Genomic DNA, 24,647 nt, shown 5'->3' with positions numbered 1-24,647 from the left:
TCGCGGGCCGCACGGCGGGGCCGGGGGAGCGCTTACCCTGGAACCGTTATGACTTTGCGCGTACTCGCCGCCATGTCGGGCGGCGTCGACTCCGCCGTGGCCGCCGCCCGCGCCGCCGCGGCCGGGCACGAGGTGACCGGCGTCCACATGGCGCTTTCCAGCAATCCGCAGTCGTACCGGACGGGCGCGCGCGGCTGCTGCACCCTGGAGGACTCCCGGGACGCGCGCCGCGCCGCCGATGTGATCGGGATCCCGTTCTACGTGTGGGACCTGGCCGAGCGGTTCGACCGCGACGTGGTGCAGGACTTCGTCGAGGAGTACGCGGCGGGCCGCACGCCCAACCCGTGCCTGCGCTGCAACGAGAAGATCAAGTTCACCGCGCTGCTGGACCGGGCGCTGGCGCTGGGCTTCGACGCGGTCTGCACCGGCCACTACGCGCGGCTCGCGGACGGCGTGCTGCGCCGCGGCGTGGACGAGGGCAAGGACCAGTCGTACGTGCTGGCCGTCTGCACGCCCGAGCAGCTCGCGCACGCGATGTTCCCGCTGGGCGACACCACCAAGGCCGACATCCGGGCCGAGGCGGAGCGGCGCGGCCTCCAGGTCGCCGACAAGCCCGACAGCCACGACGTGTGCTTCATCGCCGACGGCGACACCCGCGGCTTCCTCGCCGGCCGGCTGGGCACCGCGCCCGGCCCGATCGTGGACGAGGACGGCACCGAGGTCGGCGAGCACGAGGGCGCGTACGCCTACACCGTCGGCCAGCGCAAGGGCCTGCGGATCGGCCGCCCGGCGGCCGACGGCCGGCCGCGGTACGTCCTGGACATCTCGCCGGTGACCAACACGGTGACGGTCGGCCCCCGCGAGGCCCTGGACGTGCGCGAGATCATCGCCGAGCGGCCGGTGTGGCTGTCGGCGCCGCCGGCCGGCCCGTTCGGCTGCCAGGTCCAGCTCCGCGCCCACGGCGAGGTGCACGACTGCACCGCCGAGCCGGACGGCGACCGCGTCCGGATCACCCTGGCCCGCCCGGCCCAGGGCGTGGCCCCCGGCCAGGCCGCCGTCCTGTACGAGGGCGACCGGGTCCTCGGCTCTGCGACGATCGGCGACACCGCCCGCGTACCGGCCTGAGCCCGTACCGGAACGGCACGGACTGGAACGGCACGGGCGGGAACCGGGAATAGCGCGGCCGTTCCGGTTGCCGTTATCTTCCGTACGCCCCGGCCGAGGAGGATCAGTTGAAGTTCGGTGTTTCCACGTTCGTGACGGATGAGGGGATCGGGCCCGCGGAGCTGGGCCGCGCCCTGGAGGAGCGCGGGTTCGGCTCGCTGTACGTGGCCGAGCACACGCACATCCCCGTCAAGCGGGAGTCCCCGTGGCCGGGCGGCGCCGACCTGCCGCGCTGGTACTACCGGACGCTGGACCCGTTCGTGACGCTGACCGCCGCCGCGGCGGTGACCGAGCGGCTGGAGGTCGGCACCGGGATCGCGCTGGTCGTCCAGCGCGACCCGATCCTGCTGGCCAAGGAGGTCGCCTCGCTGGACCGCGTGTCGAACGGCCGCGCGGTGCTCGGCGTCGGCGCGGGCTGGAACCGCGAGGAGATGCGCAACCACGGCACCGACCCGCGGACGCGGATGCGGCTGCTGAGCGAGCGGGTCCGCGCGGTGCGGGCGCTGTGGACCGAGGACGAGGCGGAGTTCCACGGCGAGTTCGTCGACTTCGACCCGGTGTTCCTCTACCCGAAGCCGGTCCGCGACCCGCACCCGCCGATCATGATCGGCGGGTCGGGCCCGACGACGTTCGACCGGGTGCTGGAGGCCGGCGACGGCTGGATGCCGATCTACGGGCGCGACACCGGCGCGCTGGGCGCGCGGATCCGCGAGCTGCGGGAGCGGGCCGGGCGGCGGCTGCCGGTGGCGATGTTCGGCGTCCCCGCCAAGGCCGAGGTCGTGGCCGAGCTGGACGAGGCGGGCGTCGACCAGGTCCTGTTCAACCTCAGGACGCTCCCGGAGGACGGGACGCTCGCCGAGCTCGACCGGCTGGCCGCGCTGATCTGATCGTGCGCCGCTCTGATCGATAGGGTTCCGGTGTGACTGATTTCCCGTGGGGGACCGGGACCGCGACCGGGGTCGGGTCGTACCCCGGCACCGACCCCGCCGAGGCGCTGCGGACCGTGCTCGGCGAGCTCCCCGAGCTGCCGCACCTGCCCGAGCTGCCCGCCCGCGGCCCCGGCGCCGACATGACCGGCCGCACCGCCGGGCTGCTGGTCGAGCTGCCGGTGCACCTGGAGCCGTCGGGCTGGCGGTTCTCCGACCGGCCCGGCCGCGACACCCGGCGCAGCCTCGACCATCTGGCGCGCGATCTGGACCTGCTGGAGGAGCTGGCGCACGGGCACGACGGCCCGGTCAAGATCCAGGTGTGCGGGCCGTGGACGCTGGCCGCGGCGATCGAGCTGCGGCACGGCGACCGCGCGCTCAAGGACCCGGGCGCGGTCCGCGACCTGACCGCCTCGCTGGCCGAGGGCGTCTCCCGGCACGTGGCCGACGTGCGGCGGCGGCTGCCCGCCGCGCGGATCGTGCTGCAGATCGACGAGCCGGGGCTGCCGGCCGCGCTGGCCGGGCGCGTCCCGACCGCCAGCGGCTTCTCCCGGCTGGCCCCGGTCGAGGCGCCGCTGGCCGAGCACGGGCTGCGGCAGGTGATCGAGGCGGCCGGCGACGCGTACCCGGTCGTGCACTGCTGCGCCGCCCGCGTCCCGTACGGGCTGCTGCGCGGCGCCGGGGCGAAGGCGATCTCGTTCGACCTGGGGACGGTGCCCAAGCGGGACGACGACGCGGTGGGGGAGACGATCGACGCCGGGATCGGGCTGCTGATCGGCGCCGTGCCCGCCACCGACGCGACGCTGCCCTCCCTTGAGGCGACCGCCGCGCCCGTCCGGGAGCTGTGGCGGCGGCTCGGTTTCCCGCCGGCGCTGCTCGCCGAGCAGGCGGTGATCACGCCCGCGTGCGGGCTGGCGGGCGCGTCGCCGCGGTACGCGCGGGCGGCGATGAAGCGCTGCCGCGATACCGCCAGGATGCTGTACGAAGCAGCCGAATAGCACGGAACGCGCAGGTCGGAGCGCGGGCAGAATGGGGCCATGACCGTGAGCGAGGGTGTTCCCAGCGAGGCGGCTCGGCGGCATCACCTGCTGAGCCAGGAGATCGACGACGCCAACTACCGCTACTACGTGCTCGACGCGCCGACGCTGAGCGACGCCGACTACGACCGGCGGATGCGCGAGCTGAAGGCGCTGGAGGAGGAGCACCCCGAGCTGGTCACGCCCGGCTCGCCCACCCAGAAGGTCGGCGCGCCGATCTCCACCGACTTCGCGAACGTCGAGCATCTGGAGCGGATGCAGAGCCTCGACAACGCGATGAACGACGATGAGCTGACCTCCTGGGACGACCGCGTCGTCCGCGAGGCCGGCAAGATCGCCGCCTATCTGTGCGAGCCGAAGATCGACGGGCTGGCGATCGCGCTGGTGTACGAGGACGGGCGGTTCGTCCGCGCCGTCACCCGCGGCGACGGCCGTACCGGCGAGGACGTCACGTACAACGTCCGCACGATCGCGTCCGTGCCGGAGCGGCTGGCCGGCGAGGGCTGGCCGGAGCTGCTGGAGGTGCGCGGCGAGATCTTTCTGACGGTCGAGGGGTTCGAGCAGGTCAACGCCGTGCAGGCGGAGGCGGGCCGGGAGCCGTTCGCCAACCCGCGCAACGCGGCGGCCGGGTCGCTGCGGCAGAAGGACCCGCGGGTCACCGCGCAGCGGCCGCTGGACATGCTGCTGCACGGGTTCGGCGCCTGGCGCGGCGGCAGGCAGCCCGACAGCCAGGCCGGGGCGTACGAGCTGATGCGCGAGTGGGGGCTGCCGGTCAGCGACCGGTACGAGATCGTCGAGGACATGGCGGGCGTCCGCGCGTACATCGAGCGGACCGGCGAGAACCGGCACGCCACCGCCTACGAGATCGACGGCGTGGTCGTCAAGGTCGACCAGTTCCCGCTCCAGCGCCGGCTGGGCTCGACCTCGCGGGCGCCGCGGTGGGCGATCGCCTGGAAGTTCCCGCCGGAGGAGGTCAACACCCGGCTCCTGGACATCAAGGTCGGCATCGGGCGCACCGGGCGGGTCACGCCGTACGGGGTGATGGAGCCGGTCACGGTCGCCGGGTCCACGGTGACGTACGCGACGCTGCACAACGCGAGCGAGGTCGAGCGCAAGGGCGTGCTGATCGGCGACACGGTCGTGCTGCGCAAGGCCGGCGACGTGATCCCGGAGATCGTGGCGCCGGTGACGGGGCTGCGGGACGGCTCGGAGCGCCGCTTCGAGATGCCCGCCGAGTGCCCGGAGTGCGGGACGGAGCTGGCGTACGAGAAGGAGGGCGACGCCGACATCCGCTGCCCGAACGCGCAGTTCTGCCCGGCGCAGCTGCGCGAGCGGCTGTACTTCGTGGCGGGCCGCAAGGTGCTCGACATCGAGGCGCTCGGGTACGTCGCCGCGACCGCGCTCACCCAGCCGCTGGAGCCGTCGGACCCGCCGGTGCGGAACGAGGGCGACCTGTTCCACCTGACCGTGGACCGGCTGCTGCCGATCAAGACGGTGGTGCGGGAGCAGCGCACCGGCCTGCCGCGGATCGACCCGAAGACGGGCGAGGAGAAGGTCGTGACCTTCTTCGCGAACAAGGAGGGCGAGCCGAAGAAGACCGTCGAGATCCTGTTCGGCGAGCTGGAGAAGGCCAAGCGGCAGCCGCTGTGGCGGGTGCTGACCGCGCTGTCGATCCGCCATGTCGGGCCGGTCGCCGCGCAGGACCTCGCCCGCGAGATGCGGTCGATGGACGCGATCCGGAACGCGACCGAGGAGGAGCTGGCGGCGGTCGACGGGATCGGGCCGACGATCGCGCGCTCGATCAGGAACTGGTTCGAGGTCGACTGGCACCGGGAGATCGTGCGCAAGTGGGCCGAGGCGGGCGTGCGGATGGAGGACGAGGGGTCCGCCGCGCCGCAGCCGCTCAAGGGGGTCACCGTGGTGATCACCGGGACGATGGAGGAGTTCAGCCGGGACTCGGCGACCGAGGCGGTGCAGGACCGGGGCGGCAAGGTCACCGGGTCGGTGTCGAAGAAGACGGGCTTCGTGGTGGTGGGGGAGAGCCCCGGGTCCAAGTACGACAAAGCGGTCAAGCTCGGAGTGCCGGTCCTGGACGAGGCCGGCTTCCGCGTCCTGCTCGCCGAGGGGCCGGATGCGGCCAGGAACGTGACCCTCAGCGTGGAGGAATGACGCCGTGTGGTCGTTGCGCGGTTAACCAGGTTCGGGTTACCCAGTGGTACAGTTCCGCTACCCAGGGGTAGAGTCTTGGTGCAGAATGGAAATAACGGAACGTACCCAACCGGTTTCGCGAAGTTGAGTCCAGGTCGTACTCTCCCTGTCATCACGACTCACCAGAACCTCCGGTCGTCACACCGGGAAACGGACCTCCGCCGCGAAGCGCCCGCGCTCCGGGGCCGGGGGACGGCCCTCGTACTCCCCCCGAGGATGTGATGAAGGACCCGAACAACACGCGGAACACGATGCCGCGCCGGGGTTCCCCGCTGTGGATCTACTTCGTGGTCGTCGTCCTGCTGGGCGTGGCAGCGTGTGCCGTCGCGCTCGCCGGGCTGTCCGGGGCCGAGGTCGACGCGCTCGTGGGCAACCCGGTCTTCTGGATCCTGGCCTGCTTCATCGTGTTCGGCGAGCTGCGGCCGATCATCACCCCCGGCTCCACCGAGAACAACGGCGCCACCACCTCCACCACGTTCGCGTTCGCCGCCCTGCTGTACGCCGGGCTGCCCATCGCCGCCGTCCTCCAGGCCGTCGCCGCCGCCACCTGCGGCATCCTGCGCGGCCGCAGCCCGCACCGGATCGCGTTCAACGTCGCCCAGTACACCCTCAGCCTGGGCGCCGCCCAGCTCGTCCTCCAGCTGTTCGGCGTGCACGCCGACCCGATCGCGCTGTGGGTGCCCACCGGCGCCGACCTGCCCGCCATCGCGGTGGCCGGCACCGTCTACTTCGTCTGCAACGACCTCCTCGTCGGCACCGCCGTCGCGCTGCACGAGCGGGTCTCGGTCCTCAAGGCGATCCGCTGGGACCTCGGCTACCAGGTCCTGGTCCACCTGGCGCTGCTCGGCCTCGCGCCGCTGATGGTCGTGGCGATGCACCGCTCGGCCGCGTTCGTCCCGCTGATCGTGCTGCCGTTCATCGCTGTGTACCTCAACGCCTCGGTCTCGGTGCGCCGCGAGCACCAGGCGCTGCACGACGCGCTCACCGGGCTGCCCAACCGCAAGCTGCTGATCGTGCGGACCGAGGAGGCGCTGGCCGAGGCGCGCGGCGCGGGGGAGGGGACCGCCCGTCCTGCGCTGTTCCCCTGGCCTGCCAGGACCCGCCCGCCCGGCCGCAAGGGCACCGGCGAGCCGGTGCGGCGCGCCGGGCTGTTCCTGCTCGACCTCGACCGCTTCAAGGAGGTCAACGACACCCTCGGCCACCTGACCGGCGACCGGCTGCTCCAGCTGGTCGCGCACCGGCTGACGCACAGCGTGCGCCCCGGCGACCTGGTGGCCCGGCTCGGCGGCGACGAGTTCGCGGTGCTGCTGCCCACGATCCGGGACGCCGCCGCCGCCCGCGAGGTCGCCGCCCGGCTGCGCGCCGCGCTCAGCGAGCCGGTCCGGCTGGACGGCATGTCGTTCGACCTGGAGGGCAGCGTCGGCATCGCGCTGTTCCCCGACCACGCGCCCGACTTCGAGCTGCTGCTCCAGCGCGCCGACGTGGCGATGTACGAGGCCAAGGGCAGCCGCAGCGGCGTCGAGGTGTACTCGCCGTCCAAGGACCGCAACTCCCCGGCCCGCCTGACCATGCTCGGCGACCTGCGCCGCGCCGTCGACCGCGGCGAGCTGGAGCTGTTCTACCAGCCGAAGACGGCGCTGCACGACGGCCAGCTGGTCGGCATGGAGGCGCTGGTCCGCTGGCGCCACCCCGACAAGGGGCTGCTCGTCCCCGAGCACTTCCTGCCGATCGCCGAGCAGACCTACCTGATGCGCTCCATCACCCACTACGTGGTGGAGGCGGCGCTCACGCAGGCCGCCGCGTGGTGGCGGGAGGACCTCACCGTCCAGGTGGCGGTGAACGCCTCCGGCCGCGACCTGCTCGACACCGGCCTCACCGAGGCGATCGAGGAGGGCCTGCTGGAGCGCGGGCTGCCCGCCGCGGCCCTCCAGCTGGAGATCACCGAGCGGATCCTGATGAACGAGCCCGCCTACGCCTCCGACACCGTGAGCGCGCTGGCCGCCCTCGGCATCCCGCTCAGCCTGGACGACTTCGGCACCGGCTACTCCTCGCTGGTGCGGCTCAAGCGGATGCCGGTCGAGGAGATCAAGATCGACTCCTCGTTCATCCGGCGGATCGCGGAGTCCTCCGACGACGCCGTGATCGTGCGTTCGATAGTGGACCTCGCCCGCACGCTGGGGCTGCGCTCGGTGGCCGAGGGCGTCGAGGACGCCCGGACCGCGGTGCTGCTGCGCGAGATGGGCTGCGACGCCGCCCAGGGCTGGCACTTCGGCCGGCCCATGGACGCCGCGGCGGCCACCGACTGGCTGCGCAGCCGGGTGGAGCGCGCCCCCGAGCCCGCCGCCTGATCCTCCGCCGGCACCCCGGGAGCGCCGGTAGCCGTCAGGTAGGGGCGGTCAGTACGTGCGGCGGGGCGGGTCCTCGTAGTAGCGCTCCTCGCGCACGGCCGGCGGCGGGGGCGGGACGCGGCGGCGCGCGGTCGCGATCCGCACGATCCCGATGATCAGCCCCACCAGCCCGCCGACCATGAGGATGATGCCGACGACCCGGATGTCGACGCCGCTGATGTCCAGATCGACGGCGTAGGCCAGGATCGCACCAATGATGATCAGGGCGAGGCTGCCTCCGATGGTCACGGCGCTCTCTCCTCTCCATCGTCCAAGGGACGTACCAGATGTGAGTTCCCTCCCGGAGCGTCCGAAACGTCCCGAGCGGTAAAGCGGTCGGCCCGAAGGAACGCGGCCCATAGGATGGACGGCGAATCCATCGACCCGCAGAAACGGTTGTCACATGTCCGCCATCACCCGTGACGAGGTGGCACACCTCGCCCGGCTGTCCCGGCTGGCGCTCGCCGACGATGAGCTCGACCATCTCGCCGCCCAGCTCGACCAGATCATCTCCGCGGTCGCGCGGGTGCAGGAGGCCGCGGCGGAGGACATCCCGCCGTCCTCGCACGCGCTCCCGCTGACCAACGTCTACCGCGCCGACGAGGTCCGCCCCTCGCTCACCCCGGAGCAGGCCCTCTCGGGCGCCCCGGCCGCCGAGGACCAGCGCTTCCGCGTACCCCGGATCCTGGACGAGGAGGCCTGATGAGGGAGCCGGAGCGGCGCCAAGAAGGTGCCCCGGAGGCGACCGGGAAGCGCGGCCTGACCGTGACGAGTGACGATCTGGCGGGGCGGACCGCGGCCGAGCTGGCGGAGCTGGTCGCCTCCGGGCAGACCTCCGCGGCCGAGGTGGCGCGCGCGCACCTGGACCGGGTGGCGGCCGTCGACGGCCGGGTGAACGCGTTCCTGCACGTCGACGAGGACGCCGTGCTGGCGCAGGCGCGCCGGGTGGACGAGCGGATCGCCGCCGGCGAGCGGCCCGGCCCGCTGGCCGGGGTGCCGATCGCCCACAAGGACGTCTTCACCACCACCGACATGCCGACCACCGCGGGATCCAGGATCCTCGAGGGCTGGCGGCCGCCGTACGACTCGACCGTGACCGCCCGGCTGCGCGAGGCGGGCCTGGTCATCCTCGGCAAGACCAACATGGACGAGTTCGCGATGGGCTCGTCCACGGAGAACAGCGCGTACGGCGTGACCCGCAACCCGTGGGACCTCGACCGGGTCCCCGGCGGCTCCTCCGGCGGCTCGTCGGCCGCGGTCGCCGCGTACGAGGCGCCGCTGGCCACCGGCACCGACACCGGCGGCTCGATCCGGCAGCCCGCCGCGGTCACCGGCATCGTGGGCGCCAAGCCCACCTACGGCGGCTCGTCCCGGTACGGCGTGATCGCGTTCGCGTCCTCGCTCGACACGCCCGGCCCGTTCGCGCGGAACGTGCTGGACGCCGCGCTGCTGCACGAGGCGTTCTCCGGCCACGACCGGATGGACGCCACCTCGATCGACGAGCCGGTGCCCGCGGTCGTCGAGGCGGCCCGCCGCGCCGACGTGGCCGGGATGACGGTCGGCGTCGTCAAGGAGTTCGCGGCCGGCGAGGGCGCCCAGGCGGGCGTGCTCGCCCGCTTCAACGAGGCCGTCGAGCTGCTGGAGTCGCTCGGCGCCAAGGTCGTCGAGGTGTCCTGCCCCAACTTCACGTACGCGCTGCCCGCGTACTACCTGATCGCGCCGTCGGAGGCGTCGTCCAACCTGGCCCGCTTCGACGCGATGCGGTACGGCCTGCGCGTCGGCGACGACGGCACCCGCAGCGCCGAGGAGGTCATGGCGCTGACCCGCGCCGAGGGCTTCGGGCCCGAGGTCAAGCGGCGCATCATGCTCGGCACGTACGCGCTCTCCTCGGGCTACTACGACGCCTACTACGGCAAGGCGCAGCAGATCCGGACGCTGGTGTCGCGCGACTTCGCCGCCGCGTACGACCGGGTGGACGTGCTGGTCTCGCCGACCACGCCGACCACCGCGTTCCCGATCGGCGAGCGCGCCGACGACCCGATGGCGATGTACCTCGCCGACCTGTACACGATCCCGAGCAACCTGGCGGGCAACGCCTCGATGTCGGTGCCGTGCGGGCTGGCCGACGAGGACGGGCTGCCGGTCGGGCTGCAGATCATGGCCCCGGTGCTCGGCGACGACCGGGTCTACCGGGTGGGCGCCGCCGTCGAGCGGGCGCTGGAGGACCGTTGGGGCGGCCCGCTGCTGGCCAAGGCCCCCGAGCTGGTGGAGGCGGCCAAGTGAGCGAGTCGGCGAGCACGGGGACGCTGATGCCGTACGACGAGGCGCTGGAGAAGTACGAGCCGGTGCTGGGCATCGAGACCCACATCGAGCTGGGCACCGCCTCCAAGATGTTCTGCGGCTGCAAGACGGAGTTCGGCGCCGAGCCGAACACCCAGGTCTGCCCGGTCTGCCTGGGGCTGCCCGGCGCGCTGCCGGTCACCAACCGGGCCGCGATCGAGGGCATCATCAAGATCGGCCTGGCGCTGAACTGCGACATCGTCGAGTGGTGCAGGTTCGCCCGGAAGAACTACTTCTATCCGGACATGCCGAAGAACTTCCAGATCTCGCAGTACGACGAGCCGCTGTGCGTGGACGGCCACCTGGACGTCCAGGTGGAGGGCGAGACGTACCGGATCGAGATCGAGCGCGTCCACATGGAGGAGGACACCGGCAAGTCGCTGCACGTCGGCGGCGCCACCGGGCGCATCCACGGCGCCGACCACTCCCTCGTGGACTACAACCGCGCCGGGATCCCGCTGGTCGAGATCGTCACCAAGCCGATCACCGCGACCGGGGACAGGGCGCCGCTGGTCGCCCGCGCGTACGCGACCGAGCTGCGCGAGCTGGTCCGCTCGCTCGGCGTGTCGGACGTCCGGATGGAGCAGGGCTCGATGCGCTGCGACGTCAACGTCTCGCTGATGCCGTGCGGCGCGTCCGAGTGGGGCACCCGCACCGAGACCAAGAACGTCAACTCGCTGCGCTCGGTCGAGCGCGCCGTCCGGTCGGAGATCGAGCGGCAGGCGGGCGTGCTGGACGCGGGCGGCCGGATCGTCCAGGAGACCCGGCACTTCCACGAGGACACCGGCGCCACCACCAGCGGGCGGAGCAAGGAGGAGGCGCAGGACTACCGCTACTTCCCCGAGCCGGACCTGGTGCCGATGGCGCCGCCGCGCGAGTGGGTCGAGGAGCTGCGCGCCACCCTGCCCGAGCTGCCCGCCGCCCGCCGTGCCCGCGTGCAGGCGGAGTGGAGGCTGTCGGACATGGAGCTGCGCGACGTCGTCAACGCCGGCGCCCTCGACCTGATCGAGGAGACCGTCGCCGCGGGCGCCGACGCGGGCGCCGCCCGCAAGTGGTGGATGAACGAGCTGTCCCGCCGGGCCACCGAGCAGGGCACCGAGCTGGCCGAGCTGCCGATCACCCCGGCGCAGGTCGCCCGGGTGCAGGAGATGATCACCGCCGGCGAGCTGAACGACAAGCTGGCCCGCCAGGTCTTCGCCGGCGTGCTGGCCGGCGAGGGCACCCCGGACGAGGTCGTCGCCGCCCGCGGGCTGAAGATCGTCAGCGACGAGGGCGAGCTGGTCGCGATCATCGACCAGGTGATCGCCGACAACCCGGACGTGGCGGACAAGGTCCGCGGCGGCAAGGTCAACGCGGTCGGCGCCCTGATCGGCCCGATCATGAAGGCCACCGGCGGCAAGGCCGACGCCGGCCGCGCCCGCCAGCTCATCCTGGAGCGCCTCGGCGCGTCCTGACACGTCACTGGAGGGGGACGACGAGGATCCTGTCGTCCCCCTCCCGCACGTCGCCGCGGCCGTCCTTGTTGCTCGTGGTGATCCACAGGGAACGGCCGTCGGGCGCCGCGACCACCGCGCGCAGGCGGCCGTACTCGCCCTCGTAGTGCGCCACCGGCCGCCCGGCCCCGCCGTCGCTCAGCGGGACCTGCCACAGGCGCTCGCCGCGCAGCCCGGCCGCCCACAGGGAGCCGCCCGCGTACCCGAGGCCGGACGGCGACGCCTCGGACGTCGACCACGTCAGCAGGGGATCGGTGTACCGGTCCTGGTCGCCGACGCCCTCCACCTCCGGCCAGCCGTAGTTGCCGCCCTTCTCGATGCGGTTGATCTCGTCGTAGGTGTTCTGGCCGAATTCGGTCGCGTAGAGCCGCTTCGCCTCGTCCCAGGCCAGCCCCTGGACGTTGCGGTGGCCGTACGTCCACAGGAGGTCGTTCCACGGATTGCCGGGCGCGGCCTTGCCCTCGGGCGTGACACGCAGGATCTTGCCGCCGAGCGAGCCGCGGTCCTGCGCCAGATCGACCTGGCCCGCCTCGCCGGTGGCGATGTACAGCAGGCCGTCGGGGCCGAACGCGATCCGCCCGCCGTTGTGGTTGCCGGCCTTCGGGATGCCGGTCACGAGCGGCTGGAGCGACCCCACCCCGTCGCCATCGTTGCGGAACCGCACGACACGGTTGTCGTCCGCGGCGGTGAAGTACAGGTAGACGAACCTGTCCCGCTCGTACGACGGCGAGACCGCGACGCCCATCAGGCCGCCCTCGCCGCCGGGCTCGACCCCGGGTACCCGCCCGATCTCGCTCACCTTGCCCTGCGGCGTCACCTGGAGCAGCCGCCGGCTGTCGCGTTCGGTGACGAGTGCGTTGCCGTCCGGGAGGAAGGCGATGGCCCACGGGACGGCCAGCCCCGTGGCCAGCGCGCGCGGCTCCCCGGGCCGCGCCTGCCCGCCCGGCGCCGTGGCGGTGGCCGGCGCCGCCGGCGGCGTGCTGGCCCCGCCCCCGGCCCCGTCCTCACCGGACCCGCAGCCGCCCGCGAGCAGCACGGCGGCCGCCGCCCCCGCCGCGATCCGGAACCTGACGATCGAGTGCTGTCTCATCGGGTTTCTCCGTTAGGTACGCCCACCCGCGGGCGGGACGGCGACGGACTCCTGCCGAGCAATATCTTGCTATGCCGACCCGCCGACGGGGCGAGTCGCCGTCCCACTGCATATGGTAATTGGCTAGTCACACAACGTTGTATGGTGCGTCAGTGGCCGGTCATGTTGTGAAGCGGGCGTTCAAGTACCGTTTCTACCCGAGCGATGCGCAGGCGGCGGAGTTGGCGCGGACCTTCGGGTGCGTGCGCAAGGTTTACAACCTGGCGCTGGCGGCCCGGAGCGAGGCGTGGACGCTCCGGCGGGAGCGGGTGGGGTACGGCCAGACCTCCGCGATGCTGACGGCGTGGAAACAGACCGCTGAGCTGGCCTATCTGAACGAGGTGTCGTCGGTGCCGCTGCAGCAGGCGCTGCGGCACCTGCAGTCCGCGTTCACCGCCTTCTTCGCCAAGCGGGCCGGTCACCCGCGTTGCAAGTCCAAGAAGAGGTCGCGACGATCGGCCGAGTACACGACCTCGGGGTTCTGCTGCCGGGACGGCGTTCTCAAGCTGGCCAAGATGTCCGAGCCGCTGCACGTCGTGTGGTCGCGGCCACTGCCACCAGGAGCGCGGCCGTCGACGGTGACGGTCTCCCAGGACCGGACAGGACGCTGGTTCGTCTCCCTTCTGGTGGACGACCCCGGTGTGGGGCCGCTGCCGGTCACCGATACCGCCGTGGGGATCGATGCCGGACTGTCGTCGCTGGTCACGCTGTCGACCGGCGAGAAGATCCCCAACCCCCGGCACGAACGCCGCGACCGTGCCCGGCTGGCCAAGGCTCAGCGTGAGCTGGCCCGAAAGGCCAAGGGGAACGGGGCCAACCGGGCCAAAGCGCGCCGCAGGGTGGCCCGCGTCCACGCCCGGATCGCCGACCGCCGCCGCGATTTGCTGAACAAACTGACCACTCGGCTCGTGCGTGAGAACCAAACGCTCGTGATCGAGGACCTGAGCGTGTCCAACATGCTCAAGAACCACAGCCTGGCCCGCGCCATCTCCGACGCGGGCTGGCGCGAGATGCGCTCGATGCTGGAGTACAAGGCGAGCTGGTACGGCCGCGAACTGATCGTGGTCGACCGGTTCTTCCCCTCCTCCAGGCTGTGTTCGGCCTGCGGCACCATCGGGGACAGGATGCCGTTGCATGTCAGGACCTACATGTGTGACTGCGGTGCCACCCTTGATCGGGACGTGAACGCCGCGAACAACCTTCTGGCCGCCGGGCTGGCGGTGTCGGTCTGTGGAGCCGGTGTAAGACCTCAACGGAACACTCCGGGCGGGCGGTCGGCGACGAAGCAGAAAGCTCACGGCGCGAGTCGTGAGAATTCCCCTTCCCGCAGGGGGAGAAGTCAAGGAACGCCCCTCCGTCACGGGTAGTTGTACTACGTGCGCGGCCCCTCTGGCTGTTCCGGAGACCCCGGGCAAGTCGGGACGATCGCGTACGGCACGCCTCCTAGCGCCGTCCTTTGTCGCCGGGAGGACGCCCAGCCTCAATCGCTCCGTGACCTACGGAACGTACTGTGGGCATCACGGTGACCCCGCACTTCAGCAACGTCGCTGACCTACCGTCGGCGCGGCCGATGCGCTGCTCGCCGGCGAGCCCGGCGCCGACCCCGCGCGGGGCACGTTCCCCCCTGCGCCGACGTTGTCGAGGGACCGGCACGGCTCGAAGATCATCAAGGGACATTCCCCGGGCGCCACGCGGCGCGGGCCTCCGCGGCGGGGCGCCCGGGCGGGCAGGAAGGGGCACGGCGCGATGGGCGGCGACAGGACCAGGTGGTCGCCGCGGCGAGTACCGCCGCGGGCGATACCGGTCGGGACGGTCGCGGCCGCCGGCGTCCTCTACGCCATCGGCTCGCTGCTGGGCTGGGGCGGCACCGCACTCATCTCGTGGGCCGAGGCGGCGGCCGCCGCGGTCGCCGCGGCCGTGCTGCTGCCCGCCTCGCGGCGGCCTCCCGACGGGACGGCCGGGAGCGGCGCCGCGCCGGCGTGGCGGGCGTCCTGGCGGTGGTTCGGCATCGCCGCGTCGGCCTGGTTCGTGGCGGCGGCCGGGAGCGCCCTGTCGTCGCTGTCCAACCGCAGCGCGCTGACGCTGTCGGTCCCCGACCTCTTCTACCTGGTCGCCGTGTTCGCCCTGGTCGCGGGACTGATCGTGCCCATCCGGCCGGCCCGCGACGGCGGCGTCTGGGTCCGGTACGCGGCCGACACCTACGTCTGCGCCAGCGCGCTGTTCGTGCTGGCCTGGGTCGTGCAGCTCGGCACGCTCTACCACCGCTCCGGCCAGAGCCCGCCGGAGTTCCTGCTGGAGCTGCTGTACCCGCTGATCGACATCGTGCTGGTCTGCGCGGCGCTGCCGTTCGTGCTGGGCGCCTCGGCGGGCTACCGGCGCCCGGCCTGGACGGCGTACGGCGCGCTGCTGGCGTTCGCCGGCGCCGACCTGGTGACCACGGTCGCCCGGATGCGCGGCGGCGCGCCCGCCGAGGACCCGGCCGACATCCTGCGGCTGGGCGGGCTCCTGCTGCTGATCCTCATCCCGCTGACCTCGCCCCCGCCGCGCGCGGTACCGCCCGAGGACACCCCCGAGGACGGCGGCGCCGGCGCGCCGGCCCAGGACGACGACCGCGGCCGGATGATCGGCCCGGGCATCGTGCCCGCCGCGGTGGCCGCCGCCGCGGCGATCTTCGTCGCCGGGCGGGCGCTGACCGCGACCGGCGGTGGGGAGCCGGTGGTCGCGCTGGTGGCCGGGACGGCGACGCTGGTGGTGCTGGCCCGGCTGGCCGCGCTGCTGCGCGAGAACGAGCGGCTGCGGCGCGCGGCCGGCACCGGCGAGGACCATTTCCGGGCGCTGACGGAGAGCATCAACGACGCGGTGGTGATCTGCGACCCGAAGGCCGTCGTCCAGTACGCCAGCGCGGGCGCCCTCAAGATGTACCTGTACGAGCCGGAGGAGCTCCTGGGACGCTCGATGCACGAGTTCGTGCATCCGGAGGACCTGCCGCGCGTCCGGGCCGCCTTCCTCCGTTTCCTGGCCGGGGACGACGAGGAGCCGCCGGAGGGCGCCGAGGGCGAGGACGGCGACGTGCTGGAGACCGCGGCCGGCACGCTGCGGCTGGCCTGCCGGGTCCGGGCGGCGGACGGCACGTGGCTGCCGACCGAGTCGGTGATCTCCCGCTACAGCGGCGCCGGGGACGCGCCCGGCCGGCTGCTGGTGACGACCCGCGACCTGAGCGAGCAGGCCGCGCTGCAGCGCCAGGTGACGCATCTGACGTTCCACGACGGCCTGACCGGGCTGCCCAACCGCGCCTACTTCGAGGAGCGCACCCGGGAGCTGCTGCCGCGGCGGCGGCACGGCGGCAAGGTCGCCGTGCTGTTCGTCGACCTGGACGGCTTCACCGCGGTGAACGACTCGGCCGGGCACGCGGCCGGCGACCAGGTCCTGGCGCAGGCCGCGCGGCGGCTGCGCGGCACCGTCCAGGCCGACGACACGGTGGCGCGCTGGGGCGGCGACGAGTTCTCCGTGCTGGTGCAGCTTCCGCCGGGGCGGGTCGAGGCGGGCACGAGCACGGGCCGGGCCGAGGCGGGGACGGCCAAGGACGCGGGGGAGACGGGCGCGGCGGTCGAGCTGGCCGAGCGGATGCTGCGGGTGCTGACGCTGGAGCCGTACCGGGCGGGCGGGCAGAGCATCGCGCTGACGGCCAGCATCGGGATCGCGTTCGCCGGCGACGGGGACGGCGAGGAGGGCCTGGACGGCGGCGGGCGCGCGGCGGCGGACGCCGACCGGCGGCTGCGGCGCAGCGCCGCCGAGCTGATCCGCAACGGCGATCTGGCGATGGCGCGGGCCAAGGAGCTGGGCGGCGGCCGGGTCGAGGTGTTCGCGCCGCACATGCACGCCGACGTCGTGCGGCGGCTGGAGCTGGGCGGCGACCTGCGCCGGGCGATGGCCGAGGAGCAGTTCGCGGTCGCGTTCCAGCCGGTGGTGGACCTGGCCACGTCCCGGGTGACCGGGGTGGAGGCACTGCTGCGCTGGTGGCGCGGGAACGAGTCCGTACCGCCGGAGGAGTTCATCGGCCCGGCCGAGGAGTCCGGCCTGATGGTGCCGCTGGGCGACTGGGTGCTGCGCGAGGCGTGCCGCGAGGTGGCGCGGTGGCGCGGCGACTCCTGGGAGGTGGGCCTGTCGGTCAACTTCACCGCCCGGCAGATCGCGGCGCCGCGGTTCGTGGAGTCGGTCGCGGCGGCGCTGGAGGAGACGGGCCTGCCGCCGCACGCGCTGACGCTGGAGGTCCGCGAGGAGGTCCTCGTGGACGACGCCGGTCAGGGGGTGGAGCGCCTGTCGGCGCTGCGCGACCTCGGCGTCCGGCTGGCGATCGACGACTTCGGCACCGGGTACGCGTCGCTGGCCTACCTGGGGCAGCTCCCGGTGGACATCATCAAGATCGATCCGTCGTTCGTGGCCGGGCTGGGGTCGGACGAGACGCGCACGCTGCTCACCCGGACGATCGTGCGGCTGGGCCGCGACCTGGGGCTGACCGTGGTCGCCGAGGGCATCGAGCGGCCCGAGCAGCTGGAGCTGCTGCGCGAGATGGAGTGCCCGCGCGGGCAGGGCTACCTGGTGGCGCGGCCGATGGGCGCGGGCCGGGTGGAGGCGCTGGTGCGCACCAACCTGGCGGCCCGGGCGCTGCCGGGGGAGATCGCGCTGCCGCTGGAGGACCCGCCGCTCCCGTCTCACATGGTGGGATAAACTGTCCACGGATTTGACCAGGGGCGGGAAGTCGGCGAGAGTGATTGCGTGCAGAGCAGTTCCATCATCCTCGTAGTACTTGGTCGGCGCGCAGGCTGATCAAGCACATAGTCCTGCGCGCGCCCCTCGACCGCCATCCGGCGGCGGGGGTTTTTTGTTGGCCGTGTGACCTATGAACGCCGGCGGGCCGCGGACCCCGCGTTCGGAGCGAGCACAGACTTCTCCCAAGGAACCAGAACATGACGACCGAACAGATGACGGGAGCCCAGGCGCTGGTCCGCGCCCTGGAGAACGTCGGCGTCGACACCGTGTTCGGCATTCCGGGGGGCGCGATCCTCCCGGCGTACGATCCGCTCTTCGACTCCAAGAAGCTGCGCCACATCCTGGTCCGGCACGAGCAGGGCGCCGGCCACGCCGCCCAGGGCTACGCGATGGTCACCGGCAAGGTGGGGGTCTGCATGGCCACCAGCGGGCCCGGCGCGACCAACCTGGTGACCCCGATCTCCGACGCCTACATGGACTCGGTGCCGATCGTGGCGATCACCGGCCAGGTGGCGAGCAAGTCGATCGGCACGGACGCCTTCCAGGAGGCGGACATCGCGGGCATCACCATGCCGATCACCAAGCACAACTTCCTGGTGACGAAACCCGAGGACATCGGCCGCACCATCGCCGAGGCGTTCCACATCGCCGCCACCGGCCGCCCCGGGCCGGTGCTCGTGGACATCGCCAAGGACGCGCTCCAGACCACGTTCGACTTCGAGTGGCCCGTCCAGCTCCAGCTGCCCGGCTACCGCCCGGTCACCCGGCCGCACTCCAAGCAGGTCCGCGAGGCGGCACGGCTGATCGTGGAGGCCGAGCGGCCCGTCCTGTACGTCGGCGGCGGCGTCATCAAGGCCGGCGCGTCCGCCGAGCTGAAGGTGCTGACCGAGCTGACCGGCGCCCCCGTCATCACCACGCTGATGGCCAAGGGCGCGCTGCCCGACAGCCACCCGCAGCACATGGGCATGCCCGGCATGCACGGCAGCGTCGGCGCGGTCGGCGCCCTGCAGAAGGCCGACCTGCTGGTCGCGCTGGGCGCCCGCTTCGACGACCGGGTCACCGGCAAGCTGGACGGCTTCGCCCCGTACGCCAAGGTCGTGCACGCCGACATCGACCCGGCCGAGATCTCCAAGAACCGGCACGCCGACGTCCCGATCGTCGGCGACGCCCGCGAGGTGATCGCCGACCTGATCGTCGCCGTCCAGGCCGAGCACGAGGCCGGCCGCAAGGGGTCCTACGAGGACTGGTGGCGGCAGCTGAACGCCTGGCGCGAGACCTACCCGCTCGGCTACGACGAGCCCTCCGACGGCTCGCTGTCGCCGCAGTACGTCATCGAGCGGATCGGCGAGCTGGTCGGCCCCGACGCGTACTACGTCGCGGGCGTCGGCCAGCACCAGATGTGGGCCGCGCAGTTCATCAAGTACGAGCGGCCCGGCGCGTTCCTCAACTCCGGCGGCGCCGGCACGATGGGCTACGCCGTCCCCGCCGCGATGGGCGCCAAGGCCGGCGCGCCCGGCACCCAGGTGTGGGCGATCGACGGCGACGGCTGCTTCCAGATGACCAACCAGGAGCTGGCCACCTGCGCGATCGAGGGCATCCCCGTCAAGATCGCGGTGATCAACAACGGCAACCTGGGCATGGTCCGGCAGTGGCAGACGCTCTTCTACAACGAGCGCTACTCCAACACCGACCTGCGGGTCAAGGGCGGCCCCCCGCGGAGGGTCCCCGACTTCGTCAAGCTCGCCGAGGCGTACGGTTGCGTCGGGCTCCGGTGCGAGAAGGCCGAGGACGTCGACGCGGTCATCGCCAAGGCGATGGAGATCGACGACGCGCCCGTGGTCATCGACTTCGTCGTCCACCAGGACGCGATGGTGTGGCCGATGGTCGCCGCCGGCACCAGCAACGACGACATCAAGATCGCCCGGGACATGGCCCCCGACTGGGAGAACGGAGACTGACCCGATGAGCCTTCACACTCTCTCGGTGCTGGTGGAGAACAAGCCCGGCATCCTCGCCCGGGTCGCGGCGCTGTTCTCGCGCCGCGGGTTCAACATCGAGTCGCTCGCCGTCGGCGTCACCGAGCACCCCGAGATCTCCCGCATGACGATCGTCGTGAACGTCGCGGAACTGCCGCTGGAGCAGGTCACCAAGCAGCTCAACAAGCTGGTGAACGTGCTCAAGATCGTCGAACTGGACACGGGCGTCTCCGTCCAGCGCGAGCTCGTCCTGATCAAGGTGCGGGCCGACGCCGAGACCCGCTCCCAGGTGCTGGAGACCGTCCAGCTCTTCCGCGCCAAGGTCGTCGACGTCGCCCCCGACGCCGTCACCGTCGAGGCCACCGGCAACCGCGACAAGCTCGACGCCCTGATCCGGATGCTGGAGCCGTTCGGCATCAAGGAACTCGTGCAGTCCGGCATGGTCGCCATCGGCCGCGGCGCCCGCTCCATCACCGACCGCTCGCTCCGCGCCATCGAGCGCAGCGCGTGACCCGTACCCGACAGATAACCAAGGAAAGGCAGCAGCACAGTGGCTGAGATGTTCTACGACAACGACGCGGACCTGAGCGTCATCCAGGGCCGGCACGTCGCCGTCATCGGGTACGGCAGCCAGGGCCACGCCCACGCGCTCTCCCTGCGCGACTCCGGCGTCGACGTCCGCATCGGCCTCCGCGAGGGCTCGCCCAGCCGCGAGAAGGCCGAGGCCGAGGGCCTGCGCGTCGTCACCCCGGCCGAGGCCGCCGAGGAAGCCGACCTGATCATGCTCCTGGCGCCCGACCACCACCACCGGGAGATCTTCGAGAAGGACATCAAGCCCGCGCTGGTCCCCGGCGACGCGCTGTTCTTCGGCCACGGCTTCAGCATCCGCTACGACCTCGTGCAGCCGCCCGAGGGCGTCGACGTCTGCATGGTCGCCCCCAAGGGCCCCGGCCACCTCGTCCGCCGCCAGTTCACCGCCGGCCGCGGCGTCCCCGTCATCGTCGCCGTCGAGAAGGACCCGAGCGGCAACGCCTGGCCGCTCGCCCTGTCGTACGCCAAGGCCATCGGCGGCCTCCGCGCCGGCGGCATCAAGACCACCTTCACCGAGGAGACCGAGACCGACCTGTTCGGCGAGCAGGTCGTCCTCTGCGGCGGCCTCTCCGAGCTGATCAAGAACGGCTTCGAGGTGCTCACCGAGGCCGGCTACCAGCCCGAGGTCGCCTACTTCGAGACCCTCCACGAGGTCAAGCTCATCGTCGACCTCATCTACGAGGGCGGCATCTCCAAGATGTACTGGTCCGTCTCCGACAACGCCGAGTACGGCGGCTACAGCCGCGGCTCCCGCGTCATCACCTCCGACACCAAGGCGGAGATGAAGAAGATCCTCGCCGAGATCCAGTCCGGCGAGTACGCCAAGGAGCTCGTCGCCGAGTTCGAAGGCGGCCAGGTCCAGTTCGGCAAGTACCGCGAGGAACTCGCCCAGCACCCCATCGAGCAGACCGGCGCCAAGCTCCGCCCCATGATGAGCTGGCTCAATGACTAGCTGTGTTTATTGCATTGCCCTTGGCGTCAGGCCCTAGAGGGCCTTCCTTCGGCGGGCAAAAGCGGTGATCGCTGCATCGCTTCGACTCGCCTAGGGGCTCGCTTCGCGATCAGATGCTCGCTCGCGCTCGCATCTGCCTTCGGACGCGATCGCAACGCCTGGGGTCCGCACCCACCTGAGCCGGCCGGCTGAGGTGGGCGGGCAAGAGTGGACTGACTGATGGAGGCCGCCCGTTTTTCGGGCGGCCTCCTCAGGTTTTTCGGGAGAAGAGGCGGGCCAGCTGGGACCAGAGGGTCACGGGACGGTCGGTGCGTTCCACCAGCACGGCCAGATGGCCGTCGGTGGTGTAGTGGACGGTGGCGGCGCCTGCCCGCTGGGGGTGGGGCTTGAGGCGGGGGCCCCGGTTGGTGCCCAGGCGCGCTTCACGGGTCAGGCCCAGGGCCGTGGCGGCCACATGGACGTCCCAGTGGCCGGGGGCGGGCGGCGGGACGGCGGCGTCGAACGTGCCGTCGCGGCCCTCGGTGGAGTAGCGGTGCTCCTCGGCGGTGCGGCGGTGGCGGAGGATCAGCTCGACGCGGGTCTCCCTGGCGTCGATCCGCTCGATGGCGGCCCGGCCGCGGAGGCGGAGGCGGCCGGACTGCCAGGCCGCGGTGTCCAGGCGGTGGTCCACCCCGATCTCGGTGGTGATGTCGGCGTCCTGGCGGGGGACGCCGCGGAGGTAGGGGTACATCGCGTACACGCGGCCGCCCACGACCACGGCGCCGACGGTGCGGCCGGCGGCCTCGTCGCGGATCATGCGCTCCAGCTCGTCGCGCAGGCCGTACCTGATGCAGAACGCGCGGAGCCGGTACGCGGCGGGGAGGGCCGCGCGCTCGGCGTCGGTGAGGTCCTCGTCGCCCAGGACGCGGCGGGTCGCCTCCACCAGGCGGTCGCGGCGGGAGCGGTCCAGATCCAGGAAGCGCTGGTCGTACACCCGAAGGACGTCCCGCAGGATCTCGCCGTTCGAGGTCACTGGTCCTCCTGTGATGCGATGAAACTCCGGGTAACGGTAAACCCATCGAAGAACACAGAGGGTGACCGACACTCGCTTGCCGGGCGGGGGACGCAAGTCGATCCGTCATGGGCGGCCGGCTCGTGCTGGTAGCGTCCTGGCGCGTGGGGGAGGCGGTGGTCGAGCAGGCCGTGGAGCGGCCCGCGGCGGGGGCGGTGGCGCCGGCGGAGCGCACGCGGCGGGACGGGTGGATCCTCGCGGGGCTCGTCGCGCTGGCGGCCCTGGTGTACGCGGCGTTCTCGCTGCTGCGGCTGCGGGCGTTCCGGGCCAGCACCTACGACCTGGTGATCTTCGATCAGGCGGTGCGGTCGTACAGCGGGCTGGGCGCGCCGGTCGCGATGGTCAAGGGCGTGCACAACGGGTTCGGGCCGGACTTCTCCATTCTGGGCGACCACTTCTCGCCGCTGCTGGCCCTGCTGGCGCCGCTGTACTGGATCCACGACGGGCCGGGGACGCTGCTGGTGGCGCAGGCGGTGCTGTTCGCGCTGGCGATCGTGCCGGTCTGGCGGTTCGCGCGGCGGCGGCTCGGGCGCGGGCAGGCGTACTGCGCGGCCGGGGCGTACGCGCTGTCGTGGCCGGTCGCCGAGGCGCTGGCGTTCGACTTCCACGAGGTGGCGTTCGTCCCGCTGCTGACGGCGCTGGCCGTCGAACGGTACGACGCCGGGCGGCGGGGGCGGGCGGCCGCGGCCGCGGCGGTGCTGCTGCTGGCCAAGGAGGACGCGGGGCTGCTGCTGGCCGGGCTCGGGATGGTGCTGCTGACCCGGCGCGGGGAGCGGTGGATCGGTGCCGGCTGCGTCGCGGTCGGGGTGGTCGCGACGTGGGTGTCCTCCCGGGTCCTGATCGCGGTGTTCGGCGGGGACAACGCCTACTACTGGGCGTACGGGCGGCTCGGCGACGACATGGGGGACGCGGCGCTGCACGTCCTGACGCATCCGTGGGCGGTTCCGGCGGCGCTGGCCTCGCCGCCGGTGAAACTGGTCACGATGGGGCTGCTCGTGCTGCCGCTGCTGCTGCTCCCGCTGCGCTCGCCGCTGGCGCTGGCGGCGGTGCCGATGCTGGCGGAGCGGATGCTCGCCGACGAGTTCCCCAACTGGTGGGAGCCGAAGTACCACTACAACGCGTTCCTGATCGCGCTGCTGGTCATGGCGGCGGTCGACGGCGCGCACCGGCTCCGGCGGTCCTGGGCTCCGGCGGCGTGGCTGCTGGCGGCGGCGGTGGGGGTGCTGCCGTTCTTCGCGTTCCGCGGGTTCGCCGACCCGGATCTGTACCGGCTCGACGAGCGGGCGCGGGCCGCTTCCGCGGCGGTCGCGGTGGTGCCCGACGGCGTTCTCGTCGAGACCGTCAACAACCTGGGCCCCGCCCTTTCCGGGCGCGCGGACGTGCTCCTCTGGGACCGCGAGGCGCGGCGCGCGCCCTGGGTCGTCGCCGACACCGCGCGGCGCTCCTTCCCCTTCGCGTCGCTCGGGGAACAGCGGGAACGGGTGGACGAGCTGATCGGGGACGGGTACCGGCAGGTGTTCGCCCGGTCCGGTTACGTGGTGCTCACCAAGGATTGAACGATTCGTGGTGACCCATGTAGATCACTGATGTCAGAAAGTCGGTGAAGTTCGTTCGGTGGAGAATTGGCCTACACTTTTCCCCTTCTTTGACCGATACTAGAAGTGAGTCGCAGCGGGCGCGGCCAACCCCGGCGCACCAGCGCGAACACCCATCGTGTCCGGGCCCGGCGGCGGCGGTGGGGCGGGATCATGAATATGCTTCGGCGAACGGAATCGGTTTTCCGTGACCGCGTGCTTTTCGGAGGAAACGAACCGGCCGGCCGCGCCGGCCGTGGGATGAAGTGTGGCGAGGAGTCGTGAGGTGGCGGCAGAGCGGGCCGTCCAGCGCTGGGATACCTGCGGGCAGGCGTGGATCGCGGTCCTGCGGCGCGTCTGGACGTTCGGCGTGGCGGGCATGGAGGAGCACGGGCCGATCATCGAGGGGCCCCCGGCCCTGTTCGAGATCGCCTCGCTGAGCTGGGAGGACCCCCTCCTGCGCGAGCACGGCGACCGGGCCCGGCTGGTCCGCCGCGCGCACGAGCGGACCCGGGGCGCGACCCGGTCCGAGTACGGCCCGCGGCTGCGCGACCGCGACGGCGTCGACCAGATCCGCTGGGTCACCGACCTGCTGCGCGCCCGGCCGTGGACGACCAGCGCCTGGATCTCGCTCACCGTGCCCGGCGAGCCGGCCGACAGCGTGCCCAGCCTGGCCGCGCTGTCGTTCCGGATCCGCGGCTACCGGCTGATCATGACGGCGATGTTCCGGTCGCAGGACGTGTTCCGCGGCTACCTGTCGTACATCCCGCTGCGGGCCGTCCAGACGGAGGTCGCCGAGGACCTCGGGCTGCCGGCGGGACCGCTGCGGATCCTCATCGACGTGCCGCACGTGGCGGTCGCCGACGCCGAGCGCGTCGCCGCCGTCCTCACGGCCCTCCCGGAGACGGACGCGGCCTAGCCCCGTCCACCGCGCGGCCGGTGGACGGGGCGTTCCGCATCACGGGGCCGGGCACGGCGATAGACTCGGGCGCGAGGCGCAGGCCACACCGTGGTGTCCGCGACTTCTTCTCCCGAACTGCACACATCCA

At 72.5% G+C, this 24,647-nt stretch carries 17 protein-coding genes and 1 pseudogene; 15 read left to right on the top strand and 3 right to left on the bottom strand.

Annotated features, from left to right (window positions below):
• The first annotated feature begins 48 nt into the window (after positions 1 to 48).
• The 5 genes from mnmA to ACA361_RS22825 all read left to right on the top strand — a co-directional run bounded on the left by mnmA (position 49) and on the right by ACA361_RS22825 (position 7,683).
• On the top strand, positions 49 to 1,125 hold the full coding sequence (gene mnmA, locus ACA361_RS22845; protein ID WP_375014772.1) for a tRNA 2-thiouridine(34) synthase MnmA: 1,077 nt from the start codon (positions 49 to 51) through the stop codon (positions 1,123 to 1,125).
• Between the two features lie 107 nt (positions 1,126 to 1,232).
• Entirely contained in the window at positions 1,233 to 2,051 is an 819-nt protein-coding gene (locus ACA361_RS22840) for an LLM class F420-dependent oxidoreductase (RefSeq protein ID WP_375014770.1), read from the top strand.
• 32 nt (positions 2,052 to 2,083) lie between these two features.
• Complete coding sequence (locus ACA361_RS22835) at positions 2,084 to 3,088, top strand: methionine synthase (RefSeq protein ID WP_375014768.1); 1,005 nt, start codon at positions 2,084 to 2,086, stop codon at positions 3,086 to 3,088.
• A 39-nt stretch (positions 3,089 to 3,127) separates the two neighbouring features.
• A complete protein-coding gene (ligA, locus tag ACA361_RS22830; protein ID WP_375014766.1) occupies positions 3,128 to 5,296 on the top strand; it encodes an NAD-dependent DNA ligase LigA in 2,169 nt (722 codons plus the stop codon).
• A 260-nt stretch (positions 5,297 to 5,556) separates the two neighbouring features.
• On the top strand, positions 5,557 to 7,683 hold the full coding sequence (locus ACA361_RS22825) for a putative bifunctional diguanylate cyclase/phosphodiesterase (protein WP_375014764.1): 2,127 nt from the start codon (positions 5,557 to 5,559) through the stop codon (positions 7,681 to 7,683).
• 48 nt (positions 7,684 to 7,731) lie between these two features.
• On the opposite strand, the gene ACA361_RS22820 is transcribed toward ACA361_RS22825, so the two are convergent.
• Positions 7,732 to 7,971, bottom strand: a complete 240-nt coding sequence (locus tag ACA361_RS22820) for a DUF6458 family protein (RefSeq protein ID WP_375014762.1) — start codon at positions 7,969 to 7,971, stop codon at positions 7,732 to 7,734.
• A 154-nt stretch (positions 7,972 to 8,125) separates the two neighbouring features.
• On the opposite strand from ACA361_RS22820, the gene gatC reads away from it, so the two are divergent.
• From gatC to gatB, 3 genes are read left to right on the top strand one after another with little or no spacing between them, the layout of a single operon-like run.
• A complete protein-coding gene (gatC, locus tag ACA361_RS22815) occupies positions 8,126 to 8,425 on the top strand; it encodes an Asp-tRNA(Asn)/Glu-tRNA(Gln) amidotransferase subunit GatC (RefSeq protein WP_375014760.1) in 300 nt (99 codons plus the stop codon).
• A complete protein-coding gene (gene gatA, locus ACA361_RS22810; protein ID WP_375014758.1) occupies positions 8,425 to 10,005 on the top strand; it encodes an Asp-tRNA(Asn)/Glu-tRNA(Gln) amidotransferase subunit GatA in 1,581 nt (526 codons plus the stop codon). The genes gatC and gatA overlap by 1 nt, the downstream gene beginning before the upstream one ends.
• A gap of 26 nt (positions 10,006 to 10,031) precedes the next feature.
• The gene (gene gatB / locus ACA361_RS22805) at positions 10,032 to 11,516 is read left to right on the top strand and encodes an Asp-tRNA(Asn)/Glu-tRNA(Gln) amidotransferase subunit GatB (RefSeq protein ID WP_375014894.1); all 1,485 of its coding nucleotides are present in this window, start codon (positions 10,032 to 10,034) and stop codon (positions 11,514 to 11,516) included.
• 4 nt (positions 11,517 to 11,520) lie between these two features.
• Here the strand turns inward: gatB and ACA361_RS22800 are convergent, their stop codons facing one another.
• Complete coding sequence (locus ACA361_RS22800; RefSeq protein ID WP_375014756.1) at positions 11,521 to 12,645, bottom strand: PQQ-dependent sugar dehydrogenase; 1,125 nt, start codon at positions 12,643 to 12,645, stop codon at positions 11,521 to 11,523.
• Between the two features lie 152 nt (positions 12,646 to 12,797).
• Between ACA361_RS22800 and ACA361_RS22795 the strand changes: the two genes are divergently transcribed.
• The 5 genes and pseudogenes from ACA361_RS22795 to ilvC all read left to right on the top strand — a co-directional run bounded on the left by ACA361_RS22795 (position 12,798) and on the right by ilvC (position 20,973).
• Positions 12,798 to 14,051, top strand: a complete 1,254-nt coding sequence (locus ACA361_RS22795; RefSeq protein ID WP_375014754.1) for an RNA-guided endonuclease InsQ/TnpB family protein — start codon at positions 12,798 to 12,800, stop codon at positions 14,049 to 14,051.
• A gap of 379 nt (positions 14,052 to 14,430) precedes the next feature.
• Complete coding sequence (locus tag ACA361_RS22790) at positions 14,431 to 17,412, top strand: putative bifunctional diguanylate cyclase/phosphodiesterase (RefSeq protein ID WP_375014752.1); 2,982 nt, start codon at positions 14,431 to 14,433, stop codon at positions 17,410 to 17,412.
• Between the two features lie 230 nt (positions 17,413 to 17,642).
• Positions 17,643 to 19,412, top strand: a pseudogene (locus tag ACA361_RS22785) (acetolactate synthase large subunit); the annotation flags it as partial.
• 4 nt (positions 19,413 to 19,416) lie between these two features.
• Positions 19,417 to 19,941, top strand: coding sequence for an acetolactate synthase small subunit (gene ilvN, locus ACA361_RS22780; RefSeq protein WP_366618699.1), 525 nt, complete (start codon positions 19,417 to 19,419; stop codon positions 19,939 to 19,941).
• 48 nt (positions 19,942 to 19,989) lie between these two features.
• Entirely contained in the window at positions 19,990 to 20,973 is a 984-nt protein-coding gene (gene ilvC / locus ACA361_RS22775) for a ketol-acid reductoisomerase (RefSeq protein ID WP_366618697.1), read from the top strand.
• 250 nt (positions 20,974 to 21,223) lie between these two features.
• Here the strand turns inward: ilvC and ACA361_RS22770 are convergent, their stop codons facing one another.
• Positions 21,224 to 21,985, bottom strand: coding sequence for a hypothetical protein (locus ACA361_RS22770; protein ID WP_375014750.1), 762 nt, complete (start codon positions 21,983 to 21,985; stop codon positions 21,224 to 21,226).
• Between the two features lie 143 nt (positions 21,986 to 22,128).
• Between ACA361_RS22770 and ACA361_RS22765 the strand changes: the two genes are divergently transcribed.
• Positions 22,129 to 23,580, top strand: coding sequence for a DUF2079 domain-containing protein (locus ACA361_RS22765; RefSeq protein WP_375014748.1), 1,452 nt, complete (start codon positions 22,129 to 22,131; stop codon positions 23,578 to 23,580).
• Positions 23,581 to 23,884: 304 nt separating this feature from the next.
• A complete protein-coding gene (locus ACA361_RS22760) occupies positions 23,885 to 24,517 on the top strand; it encodes a hypothetical protein (protein WP_375014747.1) in 633 nt (210 codons plus the stop codon).
• The last annotated feature ends 130 nt before the right edge of the window (positions 24,518 to 24,647 follow it).

This window comes from Actinomadura sp. 21ATH (assembly GCF_041951345.1).
Classification (GTDB): domain Bacteria; phylum Actinomycetota; class Actinomycetes; order Streptosporangiales; family Streptosporangiaceae; genus Spirillospora.
Note: the sequence above shows the minus strand (reverse complement) of the source record. Positions and strands in the feature narration are given on the sequence as shown.